This window comes from Mesorhizobium sp. RCAM 05104, assembly GCF_059683645.1.
In genome coordinates, this window is the sequence record NZ_CM185033.1 from 2,930,425 (window position 1) to 2,950,294 (window position 19,870).

General features: G+C 63.4%; 20 protein-coding genes. 2 read left to right on the forward strand and 18 right to left on the reverse strand.

The features are described 5' to 3' along the window. Positions 1-62: 62 nt before the first annotated feature. Both AC56QP_RS14460 and AC56QP_RS14465 read left to right on the forward strand, forming a co-directional pair. Positions 63-737 carry a response regulator transcription factor gene (locus tag AC56QP_RS14460; protein WP_489859280.1) on the forward strand — a complete coding sequence of 225 codons (675 nt, stop codon included), beginning with the start codon at positions 63-65 and terminating at the stop codon, positions 735-737. An 11-nt stretch (positions 738-748) separates the two neighbouring features. Continuing rightward, the gene (locus AC56QP_RS14465) at positions 749-2,152 is read left to right on the forward strand and encodes a sensor histidine kinase (RefSeq protein WP_489859279.1); all 1,404 of its coding nucleotides are present in this window, start codon (positions 749-751) and stop codon (positions 2,150-2,152) included. On the opposite strand, the gene trmB is transcribed toward AC56QP_RS14465, so the two are convergent. The 18 genes from trmB to AC56QP_RS14555 all read right to left on the reverse strand — a co-directional run bounded on the left by trmB (position 2,128) and on the right by AC56QP_RS14555 (position 19,457). Further along, a complete protein-coding gene (gene trmB / locus AC56QP_RS14470) occupies positions 2,128-2,829 on the reverse strand; it encodes a tRNA (guanine(46)-N(7))-methyltransferase TrmB (protein ID WP_489859278.1) in 702 nt (233 codons plus the stop codon). The genes AC56QP_RS14465 and trmB overlap by 25 nt on opposite strands. Before the next feature lie 21 nt (positions 2,830-2,850). Then, the gene (gene metK / locus AC56QP_RS14475) at positions 2,851-4,116 is read right to left on the reverse strand and encodes a methionine adenosyltransferase (protein ID WP_269906113.1); all 1,266 of its coding nucleotides are present in this window, start codon (positions 4,114-4,116) and stop codon (positions 2,851-2,853) included. A 168-nt stretch (positions 4,117-4,284) separates the two neighbouring features. Beyond that, a complete protein-coding gene (locus AC56QP_RS14480) occupies positions 4,285-4,704 on the reverse strand; it encodes a helix-turn-helix domain-containing protein (RefSeq protein ID WP_091579562.1) in 420 nt (139 codons plus the stop codon). A 138-nt stretch (positions 4,705-4,842) separates the two neighbouring features. Next, positions 4,843-6,435 carry an apolipoprotein N-acyltransferase gene (lnt, locus tag AC56QP_RS14485; RefSeq protein WP_489859277.1) on the reverse strand — a complete coding sequence of 531 codons (1,593 nt, stop codon included), beginning with the start codon at positions 6,433-6,435 and terminating at the stop codon, positions 4,843-4,845. A 116-nt stretch (positions 6,436-6,551) separates the two neighbouring features. After that, the gene (locus tag AC56QP_RS14490) at positions 6,552-7,022 is read right to left on the reverse strand and encodes a VOC family protein (RefSeq protein WP_489859276.1); all 471 of its coding nucleotides are present in this window, start codon (positions 7,020-7,022) and stop codon (positions 6,552-6,554) included. Positions 7,023-7,038: 16 nt separating this feature from the next. Then, entirely contained in the window at positions 7,039-8,115 is a 1,077-nt protein-coding gene (locus AC56QP_RS14495) for a hemolysin family protein (RefSeq protein ID WP_489859275.1), read from the reverse strand. A 28-nt stretch (positions 8,116-8,143) separates the two neighbouring features. Then, positions 8,144-8,650, reverse strand: coding sequence for an rRNA maturation RNase YbeY (gene ybeY, locus AC56QP_RS14500; protein ID WP_489859274.1), 507 nt, complete (start codon positions 8,648-8,650; stop codon positions 8,144-8,146). Positions 8,651-8,668: 18 nt separating this feature from the next. Further along, positions 8,669-9,661: a PhoH family protein gene (locus AC56QP_RS14505; protein ID WP_256749320.1), complete on the reverse strand. Its 993-nt coding sequence runs from the start codon at positions 9,659-9,661 to the stop codon at positions 8,669-8,671. Between the two features lie 83 nt (positions 9,662-9,744). Further along, entirely contained in the window at positions 9,745-11,154 is a 1,410-nt protein-coding gene (gene miaB / locus AC56QP_RS14510) for a tRNA (N6-isopentenyl adenosine(37)-C2)-methylthiotransferase MiaB (protein WP_489859273.1), read from the reverse strand. A gap of 86 nt (positions 11,155-11,240) precedes the next feature. Beyond that, positions 11,241-12,041 carry a lyso-ornithine lipid O-acyltransferase gene (gene olsA, locus AC56QP_RS14515; RefSeq protein WP_489859272.1) on the reverse strand — a complete coding sequence of 267 codons (801 nt, stop codon included), beginning with the start codon at positions 12,039-12,041 and terminating at the stop codon, positions 11,241-11,243. Positions 12,042-12,061: 20 nt separating this feature from the next. Beyond that, positions 12,062-12,556 (reverse strand): ribosomal protein S18-alanine N-acetyltransferase, encoded by a 495-nt coding sequence (gene rimI, locus AC56QP_RS14520; RefSeq protein WP_091579544.1) that lies wholly within the window; start codon positions 12,554-12,556, stop codon positions 12,062-12,064. Positions 12,557-12,617: 61 nt separating this feature from the next. Continuing rightward, positions 12,618-13,295 (reverse strand): tRNA (adenosine(37)-N6)-threonylcarbamoyltransferase complex dimerization subunit type 1 TsaB, encoded by a 678-nt coding sequence (tsaB, locus tag AC56QP_RS14525; protein WP_489859271.1) that lies wholly within the window; start codon positions 13,293-13,295, stop codon positions 12,618-12,620. A gap of 111 nt (positions 13,296-13,406) precedes the next feature. Then, a complete protein-coding gene (locus AC56QP_RS14530; RefSeq protein WP_489859270.1) occupies positions 13,407-14,513 on the reverse strand; it encodes a DUF1513 domain-containing protein in 1,107 nt (368 codons plus the stop codon). Between the two features lie 65 nt (positions 14,514-14,578). Next, positions 14,579-15,658: an imelysin family protein gene (locus tag AC56QP_RS14535; protein WP_489859269.1), complete on the reverse strand. Its 1,080-nt coding sequence runs from the start codon at positions 15,656-15,658 to the stop codon at positions 14,579-14,581. Further along, positions 15,658-17,259 (reverse strand): di-heme oxidoreductase family protein, encoded by a 1,602-nt coding sequence (locus tag AC56QP_RS14540; RefSeq protein WP_489859268.1) that lies wholly within the window; start codon positions 17,257-17,259, stop codon positions 15,658-15,660. Before AC56QP_RS14540 ends, AC56QP_RS14535 begins: the two co-directional genes overlap by 1 nt. A gap of 9 nt (positions 17,260-17,268) precedes the next feature. Continuing rightward, complete coding sequence (gene bfr / locus AC56QP_RS14545) at positions 17,269-17,754, reverse strand: bacterioferritin (RefSeq protein WP_489859267.1); 486 nt, start codon at positions 17,752-17,754, stop codon at positions 17,269-17,271. Beyond that, entirely contained in the window at positions 17,720-18,031 is a 312-nt protein-coding gene (locus tag AC56QP_RS14550) for a (2Fe-2S)-binding protein (RefSeq protein WP_489863601.1), read from the reverse strand. Before AC56QP_RS14550 ends, bfr begins: the two co-directional genes overlap by 35 nt. Positions 18,032-18,164: 133 nt before the next feature. After that, complete coding sequence (locus AC56QP_RS14555; protein ID WP_489863600.1) at positions 18,165-19,457, reverse strand: imelysin family protein; 1,293 nt, start codon at positions 19,455-19,457, stop codon at positions 18,165-18,167. Positions 19,458-19,870: the final 413 nt, after the last annotated feature.

Here is a 19,870-nt window from a genome sequence, read left to right on the forward strand (position 1 = left end):
CAAATGACGCGGCTCTGGACCTTTGCCTGTCGAATAGGCATCGTCCGTGCAGGGAGAACCCAGTGCGCATTCTGGTGGTAGAGGACAATCAGACGTTGGCCGATGGACTTGCAGCCGTGCTGAGAGGCAGCGGCTACGCCGTCGACGTGGTCGGCGATGGTGCGTCGGCGGTGGCGGTACTTGCCACCGAGCGGTTCGACCTCGTCATTCTCGACCTTAACCTGCCCCAGATGGATGGTCTCGAGGTGTTGCGCACCATGCGCGGCCGCCAGCATGACGCGGCGGTGCTGATCCTGTCGGCACGCCACTCGCTGGACGAAAGGGTCAAGGGGCTCGACCTTGGCGCCGACGACTACATGGTCAAGCCCTTCGATGTGGGCGAACTGGAGGCGCGGGTCCGCACGTTGCTGCGCCGTCGCGCAGGCCTCAAGGCAGCCACCGTTGCCTTTGGCGAGGTGGTGCTCGACCTCAACACGCGCAGTTTCTCGTCCCAGGGCGCAGCAATCGACATTCCCGCGCGGGAGCTGGCGTTGCTCGAAACGCTGTTCATGCGCGCCGGCAAGGTGGTGGCCAAGCAGGCGATTATCGAATCGCTTGCCGGTTTCGACGAGGACCTGAGCGCCAACGCCATCGAGCAATATGCCAGTCGCCTGCGCAAGCGGCTGGCGCCTTACGGACTGACGGTCAGAACCGCACGCGGCATTGGCTACTATCTCGAAAAGATCCCAAGCGCCTGATGGTGCGGACAATGCCATATTCGCTGCGAGGGCGGCTGCTGGTCTGGCTGCTGGTGCCGCTGGTCATCATGGGCCTGATTGCGCTCGCCGACACTTATCGCGAGGCCGTGAACACGGCAAACGCCGTATCAGACCGCGTGCTGGCCGGCTCGGCGCTGGCCATTGCCGAGCGCATCGTGGTGGCCGAGAACGGCATGCTGGAGGTCGACGTTCCCTATGTGGCGCTCGAAATGCTGACGTCGGCGGCGCAAGACCGCGTCTTCTACCGCGTCGACGGCCCCGGTGGCGTCTTCATAACCGGCTATCAGACGTTGCCGGTGATCAAAGGGCTTGCGCGGGAGGAAAGCGGCTATGCCGATGGCAGTTTTCGCGGCGAGCCTATCCGACTGACATCGCTGTCCCGCGCCGCTTCGACGGGGGCGAGTTCCGTGCCCTTTGTCGTTACCGTCGCCGAAACGACCATTGCCCGCTCGCAACTGGCCCGCACCATCCTGTTGCGCTCCGCATTGCGCCTGGCCATCCTGATCGGCGGTGCAGCGGCGATCGTGTGGCTCGCCGTCACCTTTTCGCTGAGGCCGCTCTATCGGCTGCGCGATGCCATTGCCGAGCGCAACCCCGACGATTTGCACCCGATCGAACAGTCGGTGCCAAAGGAGGTGCGCGGGCTGGTCGACACCGTCAACTCGTTCATGGGAAGACTTGGTTCGGCGCTCGGCGCGATGCGGCATTTCACGGGCAATGCCAGCCATCAGCTGCGCACGCCGCTGGCCATCATCCGCACACAGCTGGCGCTTTCGGCGCGCGCTCATTCGCTTGAAGAGGCACGCCATGCCGCCGCGATCGGTGACGAGGCGATCGCCCATGCCGAGCGGGTCATCGCCCAGCTCCTGTTGCTTGCCAAGGTCGACGAAGCGCTGTCCGATCGGCTGAAGAGCCTTGGCGCGATCAATCTGACCGAACTTGCGCAGACGCTGACTGCCGACTTTGTCGCCCACGCCCGCAGTGTCGGCATCGACCTCGGCTTCGAGGGCGAGCGGTCGCTGTTTGTCCGCGGCGAGCCGATGCTGTTGAGCGAGATGATCCGCAATCTGATCGAAAATGTGCTTGCCTATGCCGGCAGCGGGGCGGAGGCGACCGTCAAGGTTTTCGGTAGCGGCGCTGATTTCGTTCTGGAAGTGGAAGACACCGGACCCGGTATCGCGGCGGACAAACTGGACAGCGTACGCCAGCGCTTCGTGCGCGGCGATGCCGGCGGCAAGCCGGGCGCTGGGCTGGGCCTGCCGATCGTAGAGGAGATCGGGGCGCTGTTCGGCGGCCGGCTCGATCTGTCGGCGGGCAAGGACGATCGCGGTCTGCGCGTGCGCGTCACCTTTTCAACGGCGAACCGGGATCAGCCCCGCACGAAGGTAAGATAGGCCGGCCGCCGACCCTCACGAATGGCCTTCGCCTCGTAGCGTGTGCCGGGCCAGCCGTGATAGGGACGATGCCAGTCCGCCGCCTCCGAAGCCTGCCAGGCGAACCCGCCATGCGCCCGGCAATGCAGCAAAGTCCAGTTTACATAGGTGTCGATGTCGGAGGCGAAGCGGAATTTTGAACCCGGCTTCAGGACGCGCGCGAAACGGTCGAGATTGACGGGGCTGACGAAACGGCGCTTCCAGTGCTTCTTCTTCGGCCAGGGATCCGGATAGAGAAGGTCGATGCCGTCGAGCGAAGCTTGCGGCAACCAGTCGAGCAGCCGGGTGGCGTCGTCGTCATAAACCCGAAGATTGGCGAGTGGCTTTTCCTTGACCGCCATCATCATCTTGGCCATGCCGTTGACGAAGGGTTCGACGCCGATAAAGCCGATCGTCGGCGCCTCGGTGGCGCGATGCAGCAGATGTTCGCCGCCGCCAAAGCCAATTTCGAGGCGAACGGCCGAAACATCCGCCTCAAACAGAGAGCGCGGATCAGCCGGCGGTTCAGCCGTCAGATCGAGCCGGTATCTGCCGAAGCCGCTTTCCAGCGCGGCCGCCTGCTGCGGACGCATGGTCTTGCCGCGCCGGCGACCGAAAAATGCTTCGGTCGCGCGGCGTGGTCTGTCCTTCGGTTCCATAGCGAGGCCTTGGCGCCGCTATCAGGCGGCAACCGCGTCCTTGAGTGCCTTGGCGAGATCGGTCTTCTCCCAGGAGAAAGACCCATCCCGGCCGGCCTTGCGGCCGAAATGGCCGTAGGACGACGTCTTGGCATAGATCGGCTTGTTGAGATCGAGATGGCGACGGATGCCGGACGGCGAGAGATCCATGACGGTGCGCAGCGCTTCCTCGAGCTTGGCCTCGTCGACCTTGCCGGTGCCGTGCAGGTCGACATAGACCGACAGCGGCTGGGCGACGCCAATGGCGTAGGAAAGCTGGATCGTGCAACGGTCGGCGAGTTTCGCCGCGACGACATTCTTGGCCAGATAGCGGGCCGCATAGGCCGCGGAACGGTCGACCTTGGTGGTGTCCTTGCCGGAGAAGGCGCCGCCGCCATGGGGTGCCGCACCACCATAGGTGTCGACGATGATCTTGCGCCCGGTCAGCCCGGCATCACCATCCGGTCCGCCAATGACGAACTTGCCGGTCGGATTGATGTACCACATGCAATTGTCGGCGATCTTGAGGTCGCCCAGGGCCTCGCGGATATAGGGCTCGACAACCTGACGCACCTTCTTGGAGTCCCAGCTTGCATCGAGGTGCTGGGTGGAGAGCACGATCTGCGTCGCTTCCGCCGCCTTGCCGTCGACGTAGCGAACGGTGACCTGGCTCTTGGCGTCCGGCCCGAGCTTGCCGGCCTCGCCGCTGCCTTCGTGGCGGGCCGCGGCCAGCAGTTCGAGGATCTTGTGGCTGTAGTAGATCGGCGCCGGCATCAGGTCCGGCGTCTCGCGGCAGGCATAGCCGAACATGATGCCCTGGTCGCCGGCACCTTCCTCGCCCTGACGGTCGGAAGCGTTGTCGACGCCCTGGCCGATATCGGGCGACTGGCCGTGCAGCAGAACCTCGATCTTGGCCGTCTTCCAGTGGAAGCCGGCCTGCTCGTAGCCGATCTCACGGATCGCCTTGCGGGCGACCGACTTGAACTTGGCCGGGTTGACGATCGGGTGACCGGCGGCATCCTTCAGGATGTTGCCTTCTTTGTCCTTCTTCAACAGCGTCTCGGGGACGCGCACCTCACCGGCGATGACGACGCGGTTGGTGGTTGCCAGCGTCTCGCAGGCGACGCGGACTTTCCACGGATCCATGCCGGTCTTCTTGGCTTCGCGATAGACCAGATCGACGATCTCGTCGGAGATCCGGTCACAGACCTTGTCGGGGTGGCCCTCGGAAACGGATTCCGAGGTAAAGAAGTAATTCTGCCGCGTCACGGGTGTCCCCTCTTGAAAAACGATCGGCAGGCTGCCGATTTTGGCGCGCCACGTGTTAGCGGGGCGGAGCGTCGCTCGTCAAGCGGTGCCGCCGTACTGGCATGAATGTCAATGCAGTTATCTTGTGCCACCGGCGGCAAGTTACCGCCGGTGCAACGGGATTGCGGATCAGTCGGGATCGTCGGCCGAGAGGGACTTGACCAGATCTATGATCCTGCGACGCACCTTGGCGTCGGCGATCTTGACAAAGGCCCGGTTGAGCTGAAGACCTTCGGGACTGCCGCAGAATTCGACGGCGAAAGCCATCGACGCATCTTCGGCAAAGCCACGGCCGGCAACGGCCTCCTGGCCGGGCGCATCCTCGAAAAAGAAGGCAACAGGCACGCCGAGTATGGAAGCGATCGCCTGCAGGCGGCTGGCGCCGACGCGATTGGTGCCCTTTTCATATTTCTGAATTTGTTGAAATGTGATGCCGAGATTCTCGCCCAGTTTCTCCTGGCTCATTCCCAGCATATTGCGGCGAAGCCGGATGCGGCTCCCAACATGGATATCGATCGGATTCGGTTTTTTCTTGTTGTCTTCTGCCATTTTTTCCTCGCCGAATTTTTTCGGCTTTCTCTATTTTTTCCTGCCCAAATGGAGCCGGAGGCAACTGCCCCAACAGAACGATCAACCGACTTCGAGAAATTTCAGGCGTTACAGTATGAGTTTCTAATGTGCGGGCTGTCAATTCACCCGTAGCCTTTGCCTTACGTTCAACAGCGCCGCCGCAACGGCAAACAGCAACATGATCAGCATTCCGTTAATCCACCGCTGGCCGGAGGATACGATCCTCTGTTCGGAAATCGGCACATGTGCATCGATGGCTCCGCGCGCATCGATCGCCAGCGCATCGACGATGCGTCCGCGTGGATCGACAACGGCCGAGATGCCGTTGTTGGCAGCACGCAACAATGGCAATCCATTCTCCACCGCGCGAATCTGAGCCTGCCTGAAATGCTGGTACGGACCAGGCGTATCGCCGAACCAGGCATCATTTGTGACGTTCACAATAAGCTGCGCTGACGTTGCGTCAACTGCCACCAGATCGGGAAAAATCACCTCATAACAAATAAATGGCAGCGCGCGGATGCCGCCCGGCAGTGTGAGGGCGTGCCGCTCGTTGCCGGCGGTAAACGTCATCGGCCCGGCAACCAGCTGCTCGATGCCGAAGCGCTCGAGCAGGTCGGCGAAAGGCAGGTATTCGCCGAACGGCACCAGATGAACCTTGTCCACGGCATCAGTGATTTCACCCTTGTCGTCGATCGCCACCACGGAGTTGTAGTAGCGACTGTCGGCGTTGGCGGCCGAGCCGCCTTCCTCGCGCACGACGCCGGCTATCAGCGTCTGGCCATCGCCCAGCATGTCGCCCAGCGCCGTCAACGCGTCGGGCCGCTCGGTGAACAGGAACGGCACCGAGGTTTCCGGCCACAGGATCAGTTGCGGCTCTGCATGACCGGGGTCCGGTGCCTTGGCCGACAGGCCCATCAGGACCGCGAAGATGCGGTCGCGAACCGAGGCGTCCCACTTTTCCGACAGGTCCACGGCCGGCTGAACGATACGGACATCCAGGCTGCGCGCCGCCGGCTTCTCGGGAGCGGTAAGCCTGACATAGCCGAAGCCGGCATGGGCAGCGGCGAGGATGACAAACAGCACCGCGCCAAGGCGAAGATGCCGGCGTGCCACCAGCAGCGCCGGCAGTGCGAACAGGAAGACGGCGAGCACGTTCATGCCGATCATGCCGGTGACCGAGACGCTCTGCATCAGCAAGGGAACGGGCATTGCGGCGTAGCCGATCGCATTCCAGGGAAAACCGGTGAACAGGAAACCGCGCAGCCACTCCGCCAGCCCGAAGCCGAAGGCAAGGGCGGCAATACGGCCTATGTCGCTGCTCCACAAAAGCCGCGCCACCATTGCCGCAAAGCCATAGAAAAAGGCGAGCGCGAAGGGAATGCCGACCACCGCGAAGGGAAGCGCCCAGGCAAAGCTGTCAGCCTCGACCAGCAGCGCCGAGCCGATCCACCACAGGCCGGCAAGGAAATAGCCGAAGCCGAACCACCAGCCGACGGCAAAGGCCGGACGCAAGCGCCGGAACAGGCTCCCGGACGCTTCGCCAGTGGCGCCGTCGAGCAGCCAGACCAGCAAGGGAAACGAGATGAAACAGGCGGCGAAGAAATCGTAAGGTGCCTGGCCAAGCACCGCCAGCGCCCCCGCGAGAAACGCGACGAGCGCGCGCCGCCAACCCCAAAGCAGAATTATCCGGCCGGCAAGGCGCTCCATGCATACTTCCGAGTCGCGCGAATCAGGAAGCAAGATTTAACAGGCTGCGGTCCGCGCTCCAAACGGCAGTGATCCCGCGAGAAGCGCGCCCGGGCCGGTACAGCGATGCCAGCCGTCTACCGATGCCAGCCATCGATGCGCAGACCGCCCAATCGCTCCGCCTCCTCGCGCGGAACCAGGCGAATGGGTTGCGTGAAGGTCCAGACATGGCCCTCGGGATCACGGGCCCGATACTGACGTTCGCCATAAAACTGATCGGCGGGCTCCTGGAGGATCTCCGCGCCCTGTGCCCTGGCTTGTTCGCAATGGGCGTCCAGCCCATCCTTCAGGCGCACATAGACGCACTGGGTGTTCCTGCCGCCGACCGAAGCCGGACTGGCGACGTAGTCGGCCCATTCGGAATCGACGATGATGTAGCTGTCGCCGAACCGCATCTCGGAATGGACGAGCTTTCCCTCGGCATCGCCGACCACCATGCTGCGCACGAAGCCGAAAGCCGCTTCAAGCCAGTCCAGCGCGGCACGAGGATCCTTGTAGAAAACACCCGAGCCCAGACTTGAGTGCTTGAACGGGTCGTCGAGCGTCATCGGGCGAGCGAAAGGCTCACGCCTGCTCGGCACGGGCGGCGGCGCGCCGGCGGCGTTCAGCCTTCTGGATCTGCACGATGCGCACGCGCTTGACGCGGCGCGGATCTGCATCGAGCACGTGAAACTCGAAGCCGGGAATGGCCTGCACCACCTCGCCCCGGGCCGGAACGCGGCCAAGCGTGTTGAAGATCATGCCGCCGATGGTGTCGACATATTCGCCGTGTTCGCCGGCGGCGAAATCCCCACCGATCATCTTGGCGACATCGTCGATCTCGGCCTTGCCGTCGACGATGAACACGCCGTCACCGCTCTGGGTGATCATCGGCTCGTCGTCGTCATGCTCGTCCTCGATATCGCCGACGACCATCTCGACGATGTCTTCCAGCGAGACGAGGCCGTCGGTGCCCCCATATTCGTCGATCACCAGCGCCATCTGCGTGCGTGTCGTCTGCATGCGGCCCATCAGGTCTGAGGCAAGCATCGACGGCGGCACGAACAGCACCGGGCGGATCAGGTTGAGGTCGCCAATGGTGCGCGCAAGGTCGACCTGCGCGAGATCGAGAACCGTGGCGGCAGGGGTTTTCCTGCTCGTGCGGCCCTTCTTGACCCGCGCGATCTTGGTGATGTGGGCCAGCACGTCGCGAATATGGACCATGCCGCGCGGATCATCGAGGGTCTCGGAATAGACCGGCATGCGGGAATGGCCGGATTGCTCGAAAGTGCCCAGGAGATCGCCGAGCGTCGTCGTGATCTCGACCGCCTCGATGTCGGCGCGCGGCACCATGACGTCCTCGACGCGCACTTCGCGCAGCCGCAGGATGTTGTTGAGCATGGCGCGTTCGCCGGGCGAAAAGGCGCCAGTATCGCTCGTCGTTTCGGCAAGCGCGCCGGCGATTTCCTCACGCAGGCTGGTGCCATTGCGTTGCCGGAACAAGCCCAAAACGCGTTCGAACAGGGAAGGACCGGCAGGCGAAGACTCGCTGGCAGCGCTGCCGGTAACGGTACTCGGACTTGATCCCTCTTCCGAAGTATCGGAAGCCTTGGTAGCACTGCCGGCGTCGGGGCGGGCGGCAGTCTCTGGTTTGTCGTTCATCGTCGTCCGGTCAATTGGTCTTTTGTAGTTACGCGTAGGGATCGGGAATGGCAAGCCTTGCGAGCGCTGCGCGTTCGATGGCCTCCATCTCCTCGGCCTCGGCGTCGGTCTCGTGATCATAGCCCATGAGATGCAGCAGGCCATGGATGACGAGATGGGAGATATGGTTCTCCAAGGGCTTCTCTTCCAGTGCCGCTTCGCGCGCGACCGTTTCAGCGGCCAGCACGATATCGCCCAGCATCGGCGGCAGCGGACCACCCTTGGGAAACGGAAAAGCCGGGAAAGACAGGACGTTGGTTGGCTTGTCCTTGCCGCGCCAGCCCGCATTGAGCGTGCGTATATGGGCATCGTCGGAAAAAACGACGCTGAGTTCGGAGCGTCCCGCCGCGCCGGTTTCGGCGAAGGCGGCACCGGCAGCCCGTTCGACCAGCCGCAAAAGTCCGGCCTCTTCAGGCCAGTTTCCCGCTTCGACTGCCAAGTCGATGTCGACGGGAAGCGAAATCTCCCCACCGACCGGTTTTATGTCCTCAGGCATGACGCCGCATCATCAAAATCAATTCTCGGCGCCGAGGCCGCGCGCCAGCTTGGCATCCCGGTCGTACGCCCTGACGATTTCAGCCACCAGCGGATGGCGAACCACATCGACATCGTTGAAGCGCACGGTCACCGCGCCCGCCACGCCGTCGAGGACACGCAAGGCTTCGACCAAGCCGGATTTGGTGCTTGGAGGAAGGTCGATCTGGGTTGGATCGCCGGTGACGATCATGCGCGAGTTCTCGCCCAGACGCGTCAGGAACATCTTCATCTGCATCGGCGTGGTGTTCTGCGCTTCGTCGAGAATAACCGCGGCATGCGCCAGCGTGCGGCCGCGCATGAAGGCGAGCGGCGCGATCTCGATCACCTCGGCGGCAATGGCCCGCTCGACCTTGTCGGCCGGCATCATGTCGTAGAGCGCATCATAGAGCGGACGCAGGTAGGGATCGACCTTCTCCTTCATGTCACCCGGCAGGAAGCCAAGCCGCTCACCGGCCTCGACCGCCGGCCGCGAGAGGATGATGCGTTCGACCATGCCGCGCTCGAGTAGCATCGCCGCATGCGCCACCGCCAGATAGGTCTTGCCGGTGCCTGCCGGACCGATGCCGAACACCAGTTCCGACCGCTCCAGCGCCCGCATATAGGCGTCCTGGTTCAGCGAGCGGGCATAGATGGTCTTCTTGCGGGTGGTGATCTGGGCGGCGGAGACCTTGCCCTTGCGCTCCAGCGTCGGCAGGGTCAGCTGATCATCGGCGGCGACCGCCATGCGCACGGCGCCGTCGACGTCGGACTGACCGATATCCACGCCCTTCTGCAGGATGCCGTAGAGATTATCCAGGGCGCGGCGTGCCTGCTCGGCGGCTGAAGCGGACCCCTTGATGGTCAGCTGGTTGCCGCGCGAGCGAATGTCGACGCCGAGCTTCTGCTCGAGCCTGGCGAGATTTTCGTCGAACTGACCGTAAAGGGCGCTGGCAAGCTTGTTGTTGTCGAAAGTCAGAACGATGTGCGCCATGTCAGAAGCCCCAGATGCCGGTACCGGGGGCAGGTTCTTCAGCTCTGCTGCGCTCAACCGTCTCTCCTCATCTGCCGAGACCCTCAGGCCAATTCGGCGAACAGGCTGTTGTAGCCCGTCTTCGTGATTCGCACCTGGATAATGTCACCGATTTCGCCGGCCTTTTCATCAACAATAACCGGCTGCAGCCAGGGAGAGCGGCCAACCTTCTGGCCGGCCTGGCGGCCGGGCTTCTCGATCAGCGTGTCGATGGTGCTGCCGACGAGGCTCAAGCCGAAGTCCTGCTGCTGCTTCACGAGCAGCGCCTGCAGCCGCTGCAGGCGCTCATCCTTGACGGTTTCCGGCACATGGTCGGCCATCTCGGCGCCTGGCGTGCCGGGGCGCGGCGAATATTTGAACGAAAAGGCCGAGGCGTAATTCACCTGGCGCACCAGTTCCATGGTCGCCTCGAAATCCGCTTCGGTCTCGCCGGGGAAACCGACGATGAAGTCGCCGGAAAGCGCGATATCCGGCCGGGCGGCACGGATGCGGTCGAGCAGCGCCAGATAGTCCTTCGCCGTATGCCGTCGATTCATCGCCTTGAGGATGCGGTCGGACCCCGATTGCACCGGCAGGTGCAAATAAGGCATCAACGCCGGCAGATCGCGGTGGGCGGCGATCAGTTCATCATCCATGTCGCGGGGGTGGCTGGTGGTGTAGCGCAAGCGCGCCAGCCCGGGGATTTCGGCGAGCCGGAACAGCAGCCGGCCAAGGCCCCATTCCTCGCCATTTTCGCCCTGTCCATGCCAGGCATTGACGTTCTGGCCGAGCAGCGTCACCTCGCGCACGCCGGCTTCCGCCAGACGCTGCGCCTCCGCGACGATCTGCGCCACCGGCCGCGACACTTCGGAGCCCCTGGTATAAGGCACGACGCAGAAGGTGCAGAACTTGTCGCAGCCTTCCTGCACGGTGAGAAATGCAGTGACGCCGCGCTTGATGACCTCGGCGCGCTTCGGCTGTGGCAGGTGCTCGAACTTGTCCTCGATGGCGTAGTCGGTTTCGACGATCTTTTCGTCGCCGCGCACCCGCGCCAATACGTCGGGCAGCCGGTGATAGGTCTGCGGACCGATGACCAGATCGACGGCCGGCGAACGCCGGATGATCTCGGCCCCTTCGGCTTGCGCCACGCATCCGGCGACGCCGACCAGCATTTCGCGGCCTGTGCCGGCGCGTTCTGCTTTCATCTCGCGGATACGGCCAAGCTCGGAATAAACCTTTTCGGCTGCTTTCTCCCTGATGTGGCAGGTGTTGAGCAGCACCAGGTCCGCCTCGCCGATGGTGTCGGTCGCGGTATAGCCGTCGGCGGCCAGCGCATCGGCCATGCGCTGCGAATCATAGACGTTCATCTGGCAGCCATAGGTCTTGATGAAGACCTTTCTGGTCGCTCCAGCCGGCGCGGCCATCCCTTCGGCGCTGGTGTCGATGTCGTCACGCTCTATCGTGTTCAAGTCCATCCGGCGGCTTCTAACGCCTTTCCGTGACAAAAAACAGACGATTCTCCGCTGCCACCGTCAGGCTTGCCGGCGGACGCGCAGCCCGGCTAACGGCTGGGGCGTGGATCGGCAAGCGCCGCCTGCATCATCTCGCGCACCCTGCTTTCCATCAGCTTCGATGTTTCCTTGCGGTTCGAGCCCTTGGAAAAGGCGATCGGCTCGCCGAAATGCACCTCGACATCGAGGGCGCCCTCCGCCAGCAGCACCCTGAGATGTGGCATTAGGTCCTCATCGCCGATCCAGGCGGCAAGCGGCCGGTGCCGGCGGCCGAGCGGCACGCCATGCAGACGCGTGTAGGCGATCGCCACCGGCTGGATAAACACCTGCTCCGCCGCGCCCTCCGAAATCGCCATCGAGGCGGCGCCAAACAGCGTGCTCTTGAAGGGCAGGACGACGTTGCCGTCGCCTGTCGAGCCTTCGGCGAACAGCACCATGGCGTCGCCCTTGGCCATGCGGCTGGCGATTTCGCTTGCCTGGTCGCCCGACGAACGCTTGCGCTCGCGCTCGATGAAGACGGTGCGCTGCAGCTTCGACAGCATGCCGATCAGCGGCCAGCCTTCCATATCCGCCCTGGCGATGAACTTCACGTCGACCATGGATCCAAGCACCATGATGTCGGTCCAGGAGATGTGATTGGCAGCCACCAGCAACGGGCGCTTGGTCGAAAGCGCGCCGTGGACATGGACGCGCATGCCGAGCGCCCTGATGATCAGCCTGTGCCAGATCTTCAGGATGAACGTTTCCGGCCACCAGCCGGTCTTCATCGACAGGATCTGCAACGGCACGAGGATCAGCGAACCGGCAACGACTAGGCCCAGCGCCAGGAAAATCCTGATTTTCTTGATCATCGCCCTATCCCGGCCTCTGGCTAGCGAAGATCGCGGCGCATGACAAGCGCACCGGTCGGGCCGCGCTCGGGCGACTTGTAATAATTCGGACGCTTGCCGACCTCGCGGAAGCCCAGCCGCCGATACAGCGCGATCGCGGCGACATTGGTCTCGTCGACCTCGAGGAACAGCGCTTCGGCACGCTGCGCGTGCAGTTCGCGCAGCACCGCATCCATCAACTGCCAGCCAAGCCCCTGCCGGCGATGGGATCGCGCCACCGCGACGGTCAGGATCTCGCCCTCGCCGGCGGCCAGCCTGGCCAGCACGAAGCCGACCGGCGGCTTGGAGCCCTGCCCGGTTTCGCGCGCGGCATAGCCGAACACGGTGTCCTGTTCGAGCAAGGCGGCGAATTCGCCGTCGGTCCACGGGCGGACAAAGTCCTCGCGGTGCAGCAGCGAGACCGCCGGGCTGTCGGCGATCTTCAGCGGCTCGAGCGCATAGTCCCGGCGACGCGGCTGGAGAAAAGGTATGCGCATTAACTTCCGTTTTCTTGTTTGGCCATGATCTTCTCCGAAAACCGGCTTCCACTTTTCGGGATCATGGTCCGAGCCTCGACAATATGAACCCGGCCTGCGGCTTGGCGTCCGCACCGCGTAGATAGAGCGGTTTCGGCCTTTCGCCTTCCCCCTTGGCGGCAGCCAGCCGAGCGTATGTGAGAATGTCGGCGGTAGCCGTCCGAGGGCCGATGTCGAAGGCGCGCCCGGCCGATGCGGCAATCTGCGCCGCGGCGGTGCCGGCAAGCACGGACGAGCTTTCCGTCGCCATGGTGGTGGCATCCGCCAGCGTGGTCACCGCCGGACCGTAAGTCAAAACCGACATTTCATCGTAAAGGGCGGCATGGATTTCCTCGCGCCCGGCATCGAGCGCCGCCAGCACGGCGCGGCCCGGAAATGTCACAGCTGCATCAGCCGCCAGTGCCTCGAGCGTTGTTACCCCGATCGCGGGAATCTTCAACGCCAGCGCCAGACCGCGCGCGGTCGAGACGCCGACACGCAGGCCGGTGAAGGAACCGGGGCCGACAGAAACGGCGATGGCGCCCAGACCGGCATAGCTGGTTGCGCTCGCCTTCAGCGCCTCGGCAATGACCGCCATCAGGTGCTCGGCGTGGCCCTTGCCGAGGTCGAGCACCGAGCGACCGAGTTCCTGCTTCGCCTCCGCGTCATAGACGCAAGCGGCGCAGAGATTGGCGGCACAGTCGATGGCGAGCACTTTCATGAAACGACCGGTTCGAGAAACAGTTTCCCTGTGCCCGCCACGGCGCGCCACCGCAAGGGGATAGTGCATAATTTGTTAAGCGGCTTCGCTTCGGCCTGGCCGGTAGAGCATCTACGCGACTGGCGCGATACGCAGCATATGGTTGTCCCAGACATAGTCTGGCTCAGAGCGTGTCGCACCACTGCCCGCGACGATCTCGCCAGCGCCGGTCGTCGCAATGAAGCCGGTTCCGTCGGGCGCCACGCCGCAGACCTCGACCAATGTACTGGTCGAGACGACCTTGCCGCTCGCCGCATCGATCACCGCAAGCGAATTGCCTTCCGGCGACGAGACGGCGACGGTGCCGGCAACCGGATTGGCGGCGACCGAGCCGATATAGTTGCGGAAGCCGGTCAGCACGTCCCGCGGCATGTCGAGCAGTTGCAAGTCCTTGCCGCGCGCGGCGCGGCCGACCAGCAGTGGACGATCGGTGGCCGCCCCTCTGTACTGGCAACCGAACCAGACGGTGCCGCTCTGGTCGGTGTCCATGTGGCGGATCGACAGCTGATGTAGAGCTGCCGGCAGTTCGTGCCTCTCGACGAGGTCGCCGGTGACGCGGTCGATGAGCACATAGGACGGCTTCATGGTCGCGATGTTGAGTTCGGCGCGGCCGTAGTCCGGATGGGTCTCGATGCCGCCATTGGCGACGGCAATCGTCCTGCCGTCCCCCATGAGCAGAAGCTCGTGCGGGCCCATTCCATAGGTCGGAAACTCGCCGACACGGTTGAATTTCGCGCGCGCATCATAGACGCCGACAACGCCGGCGGCATTGTCGAAGTCGTTCTCTGTGGCGTAAAGCAGCGCCCCGTCGGTCGAGAACACGCCATGGCCGAAGAAATGCCGGCCGGTGATGCTAGCGATGGTCAGCGGCGCGTCGCGTCCGTTGTGATCGAAGACGACCGCAAAGGTGCCGGGCTGGCGGGCAAAGACCACCGAACGCTTCGACACCGGATCGAAGGTGACGTCGTGCCCGCGATCGGGCAGATCGATCGCATGCAGGACCTTGCCGGCCTCGGACAGCACGGCGGCGCCATAACTGCCATCGCGCTTGACGAAGGCGGTGGCGAAGACGGCGTCGGCGACAAGCGTCTTCGCCCACGCCGATGGCGCCATTGCAGCGATGAAGCCTGCCCCGGCGGCCCTGAGGAAATCACGGCGATCTATGAGTGGCGTTTTCAAGGATCAGTCTCTCTTCTTGAGCGTGATCTTTTCCGAAAACCGGCTTCCACTTTCCGGGGTCATGCTCAGTCCCCATCCAGCGACGAGAAGCCGGCGGTCAGGCCGAATTCGGCGGTCAGCCGGGTGCCGAACAGGGTCGACAGGCTGGAGGTGATCAGCGCGAAATGGTCGAGTTTGTCGCGCAGCACCGGATCGGCAAGTGCCTTGTCGATCGGACCTCTGACGGCCTTGGCGGTGGCAACGCCGTTGACCAGCTGGATATGGATCGATTCTGCCATCCAGCGCGCATCGGGCGGCAATGCGTCGCCAAGCTTCGAAGCCTGGAACAGCGTATCGATGCCGGTGAGGTTTCCAGCCAGTGAATTGGTGGTGTTTTGCGAGCGCCAGTAGATCGCCTGTTTCGGCTTGTCCGCATCCGGCTTGCCGCCGAAAAAGCCTTTCAGGCGGACATCTCGGACCATTTCCAGCCCATTGATGAAGACGCCGACCAGTTCCGTCACCGCTTCGTTGCCGTCGCGGTAAAGCGGGTTCTGCGGCCCCGGATTGGCCCAAAGGGCGGCAAATCCGTCCGGCTTGTCCCAGGCATCGCTGACGTCGCCGGCCATGGTTTCGATGTTGCCGGCAAGCGCGGCGCCATAGGCGCAGCGATAGGAACCGCCTTTGCCGGTCAGCGCATCGGCGCCGTCGCCATAAAGGACGAATTCCAGCGCCCCCAACCCTTGCATGGCAACGCTCTTGCCGGCCAGTTGAGCCGGATCGGTGGCGGTCGGGTCCTTGTCCGCCAAGGCAGCCTGCACCTGTTTCAGGCCGATGCCCTTGCGGTCCGGCCAGAACAGCATGCGCTCCAGCCGGTTGCTTTCCTTGATCGGCCCGAAGCCGATGATTTCGGCTGACGACCAGGTATCGACCGTGGCCGAAAATTCGGAACGCGCCGCATCAAGCTTCCCTTGCGAGGGCGTGGCGCAGAGCCTGCGCACGGATGCGGTCAAGGTTTCAGCATGCTCGCGCAGGCTGGCATAGGCCGGGCGGACAAACCCATCGATCGCTCGCTGGATGATGTCGGAGGCTTTCACCGCCGCCGACGCCGGGAAGACGCCCAGCAGAGCCAGAGGCAGAACGAGAACCAGTGCGGAACGCTTCAGCATCAGAGTGACTCCAGGAATTTGACCAGGGCATCGCGGTCAGTGGCACTGGCGGCGGCAAAACGGTCACGCGCCTTCTGCGCCTCGCCGCCATGCCACAGGATCGCCTCGGCCAATGTGCGCGCGCGGCCATCATGCAGAAAGAAAGAGTTGCCGTTGACCGTTTCAGTGAGGCCGACACCCCACAGCGGCGGCGTGCGCCATTCATTGCCTGTCGCCTCCCCCACGGCCTGGCCATCGGCCAGATCAGGTCCCATGTCGTGCAGCAGGAAGTCGGAATAGGGCCAGATCAGCTGGAAAGCCTGCGCCTTGTTGGGCGTGTCGCGACGGGTGACGAATTTCGGCGTGTGGCAGGCAATGCAACCGATGTCGTAGAAGACCTTCTTGCCGGCCAGCACGTCCGGCTTGTCGAGGCCGCGGCGTGCCGGCACGGCCAGGTTCTGCGAATAGAAGGTCACGAGATCCATCACCGGCGGCGGTGCCTCGACCGGGCCGAGGCGCTGCTGCGCGCCGTTCGGCATGGCGAGACATTCTGGCTGAGCGGCGGTGCAATCCCCCCAGTGTTTCGGCACTTCGGGCGTCGAGATGCCGATATCGCCGGCAAAGGCGTCCGCCGCCTGCTGTCGGATCGACGCGCTCTGTGCCTTCCAGCCGAAACGGCCAAGCGTCGGCTCGCCGCTCTGGCCGTCGCGCACGATGTTCGGCCGGCCGGAAATGCCGTCACTGTCGCGGTCGTCGGGGTCGGCGTTGGCGAGGATGTCCGCCGGCGCAATCTGTTCGATCAGGCCAAGGCCAATCATCGGTGGGGTCAGGCGCGGCGACAGCGTGGTGCGCGGATCAAGCGGTCCATAGGCGGGATCGGCGACCGAATAGGTGGGTTTACGCAGCGAAATCACGCTGCCTCCCGCCAGCGTCACCTTCCGTTCCCGGTAGTCGACATGCATCCTGCCTTCGCCACGCAGGCCGGGCACGGCCAGTTCCTGCAACTGCGTGCCATAGACCGGGTCGGGGAAATTGAGCACCTTGTGGTCGGCAAGCGCGGCTTTCTCCTGCGCGCTGCTCGCCTCGCGCGCCAGTCGCAGGAACATCGACGTGGTGCCGGCGCCGCCTTCCGGTGGATGGCCGCGGCCATCCTTAAGATGGCAGTTCTGGCAGGCGCGTTCGTTGAACAGCGGACCAAGGCCGTCCGATGCCTGCGTCGAGGATGGCGACGACACCCAGTTCTTGCGGAAAAGGGCGTTGCCGAGCTTGAAGGTGCCCTCTTCCTCGAAGGTGATGTTGGCCGAGGATTGCGAGAAGGAATCGCGGCTGACGTCCTTTCTGGACGTGCCGGCGCCGCCTTGCATCAGTTCGAACTGTTCGGGTTTGGAAAAATCAGTGGTCGGCCTGACGATGGCGGTGACGCGCGCCTGATCCTTCGCATCGAGGTCGGTGCGCGTGGTGGCGAGGCCGGGAGGCTGAGGGCCGCCGGCCATCGCGGAAGAGGTGAACGCCACCACGAAGATGAGGCAGCGCCTGCCGACCAACCTGGCTGGTGTTTTCTGACGGAGCGGCGAGCCTTCGGCCCGCCGCAAGCGGCGCACGAATTCTAGCAGGCGCCGCATTCCATGCCCTTAATCCGCCTCGTCCGCCGATGCGGCGTTGAGCTGGCCGTATTTTTCCTCGCCGATCGAGGCAAGCAGGTCGAGCTGCGTCTCGAGGAAGTCGATGTGACCCTCCTCGTCAGCCAGCAATTCCTCGAACAGTTTCATCGTCACGTAGTCGCCCGCTTCCTCGCAGATCTCGCGCGACCGCTTGTATGCCGTGCGCGCGTCATACTCGCCGGCGAGATCGGATTCGAGCACTTCCTTCACATTCTGCCCGATGCGCAGCGGCGCCACGGACTGCAGGTTCGGGTGGCCTTCGAGGAAGATGATGCGAGCCACGAGCCGGTCGGCATGGTGCATCTCCTCGATCGATTCCGCGCGTTCCTTTTTTGCCAGCTTGGCATATCCCCAGTCTTCAAGCAGACGGAAATGCACCCAGTACTGATTGACAGCACCGAGCTCCAGAAACAGAGCCTCGTTAAGCCGCTCGATGATCAGCTTTTCGCCTTTCATAGGTTCTGCTCCCGTATTGGACGCGCAGGCCTCTGACGCGATCCAGGTGTGAAACGACATCCACGCCGCTCGCCTCCGAGCGGGCGTGGTAATTTTCGGTAACCCGAATGATCGTTTCGACCACATTTGGAAAGCAGCCGCAACAACGACCGCGCTTGTGCATGGCGTGATAGACCTTCGCCGGCACGATCAGTTGCCAGGGGTCCTGATCCAGCAGACCGACGATCGTCTGCTCGATCTCCTGCTCGGTGATGATGTTGCAATGGCAGATCAGCATTACGTTGCTCTGGCTGACGGCGCTCCCGCACCGCTTGGCTGGTATTTCCTGGTCGGCGCGACCTTCTCCGAAAACCGGCTTCCACTCTTTCGCTTGCGCGGACCTCCGGTTCGGGGCCATGCCATGACGGCTCTTACTTGAACACCTTGTCCGGCGCGTCGAGACTGTCGGAGCCCTCGAAGGCAATGTTGTTGAGCTTCAGCGAGCCGACAGCGCGTTCGATCGACTTGGTCTGGTCGACCAGTGCGTCGATCGCTGCCTGCACGGTGGCGTTGCCTTGCGTATTGCCCTCGGCGATCTGCTGGTCATAGGCCTCGCCGGCCAGTGCCCGCGCCTTGATCGCCTCCATCCTGGCGACGCTGACATCGAGCTTGTCCGACAGCTCCTTGTCGATCGCCGGATCGGCCGCTTTCACCATATCCGACACCGAAGGACCCGAAACAACGGTGCCGTCGAGCCTTGCATAGCTGGCATGATAGGCGGCGCGAATACCGACGGCGTCGTAGAGATGCGAGTTGTAGGTGTTGTCGGAAAAGCAGTCATGCTCCTCTTCCGGATCATGCAGCAGCAGACCAAGCTTCATGCGCTCGCCGGCCAGTTCGCCATAGGACAGCGAGCCCATGCCGGTGAAGATGATCGAGATGGCGGTGTTCGGTTCGCCATCGACGAGGTTCTTGCGCGCGGCGCCGTCTTCCTTCCAGTCGTTGACCATCTTCTGCAGGTCGGAGACCAGAAGGTCACTCGCCGACTTCAGGTACTGGGCGCGGCGGTCGCAATTGCCGCCGGTGCAGTTTTTGAGATCGTAGTCGGTATAAGGGCGCTCGCCGGCACCCGGACCGGTGCCGTGCAGGTCCTGGCCCCAGAGCAGGAACTCGATGGCGTGATAGCCGGTGGCGACGTTGGCTTCGATGCCGCCGGCTTCCTGCAGCGTGCCGGACAGGAATTCCGGCGTCAGGTTCGAGGCGTCGACCTTCTTGCCGTTGATCTCTATCTCCTTGTTGGCGATCACATTGGCCGTATAGAGCGAATTCGCGTCCGACTCGCTGCCGTAGCTCTTGGCGACATAGTCGATAAGGCCTTCGTCCAGCGGCCAGGAATTCACTTCACCTTCCCAGTCGTCGACGATCTTGTTGCCGAACCGGTAGACTTCGGTCTGCTGGTAGGGAACGCGGGCCGCCTTCCAGGCTTCGCGAGCCGCATTGAGCGTTTCGACCGAGGGCTTGGCGAGCAGCGCGTCGACCGCCTTGTCTAGCGCCTGCGCCGTGGTCAGCGAGTCCTCATATTTGGCGAGCCCGATATCGGCATAGGTCTTGATGACCGTCTTCACGTCGGTTTCCGCCTTGGCCGGCAACACGAACACCGCCGCCGTCAGCAGCGCCGTGGCGCCGATCGCTGCAAGCCTGGCGCCATACCGTGCCGTGATCATTGCTCTCATGACAGCTATCTCCTCGAAATTCAGTGAAAAGCCGGCGCCAATGGCGCGGCAACGGACGGCCCATGCCAGGGCATGTGCATGCAACCGGAGGGGACAGGGACCACGCGACGGCGCGGCTGGCGTAAGAAAGACACCGAAATGCCTCCAATCGAAAGGGTTCAAGGCCCAGACATCAAAGGGATGCGCTTGATGCGCGAGCCCTCCATAAAGCGTCGGCGCCGCTGGAAGTCAACTGGCGAAAGAGATAAAATTCAATTGAAACAACAGTTTAGAATTATTCTAAACTACAACTGTCAACTTTAACCGCACCTCCAGTGTCACTCGCGCCGTGGAACCGCATGATTGACAGACGCCATTCCGGGTGCGACCCGAACGCATACTCTCGCGACGGTGTCAGGCAGATG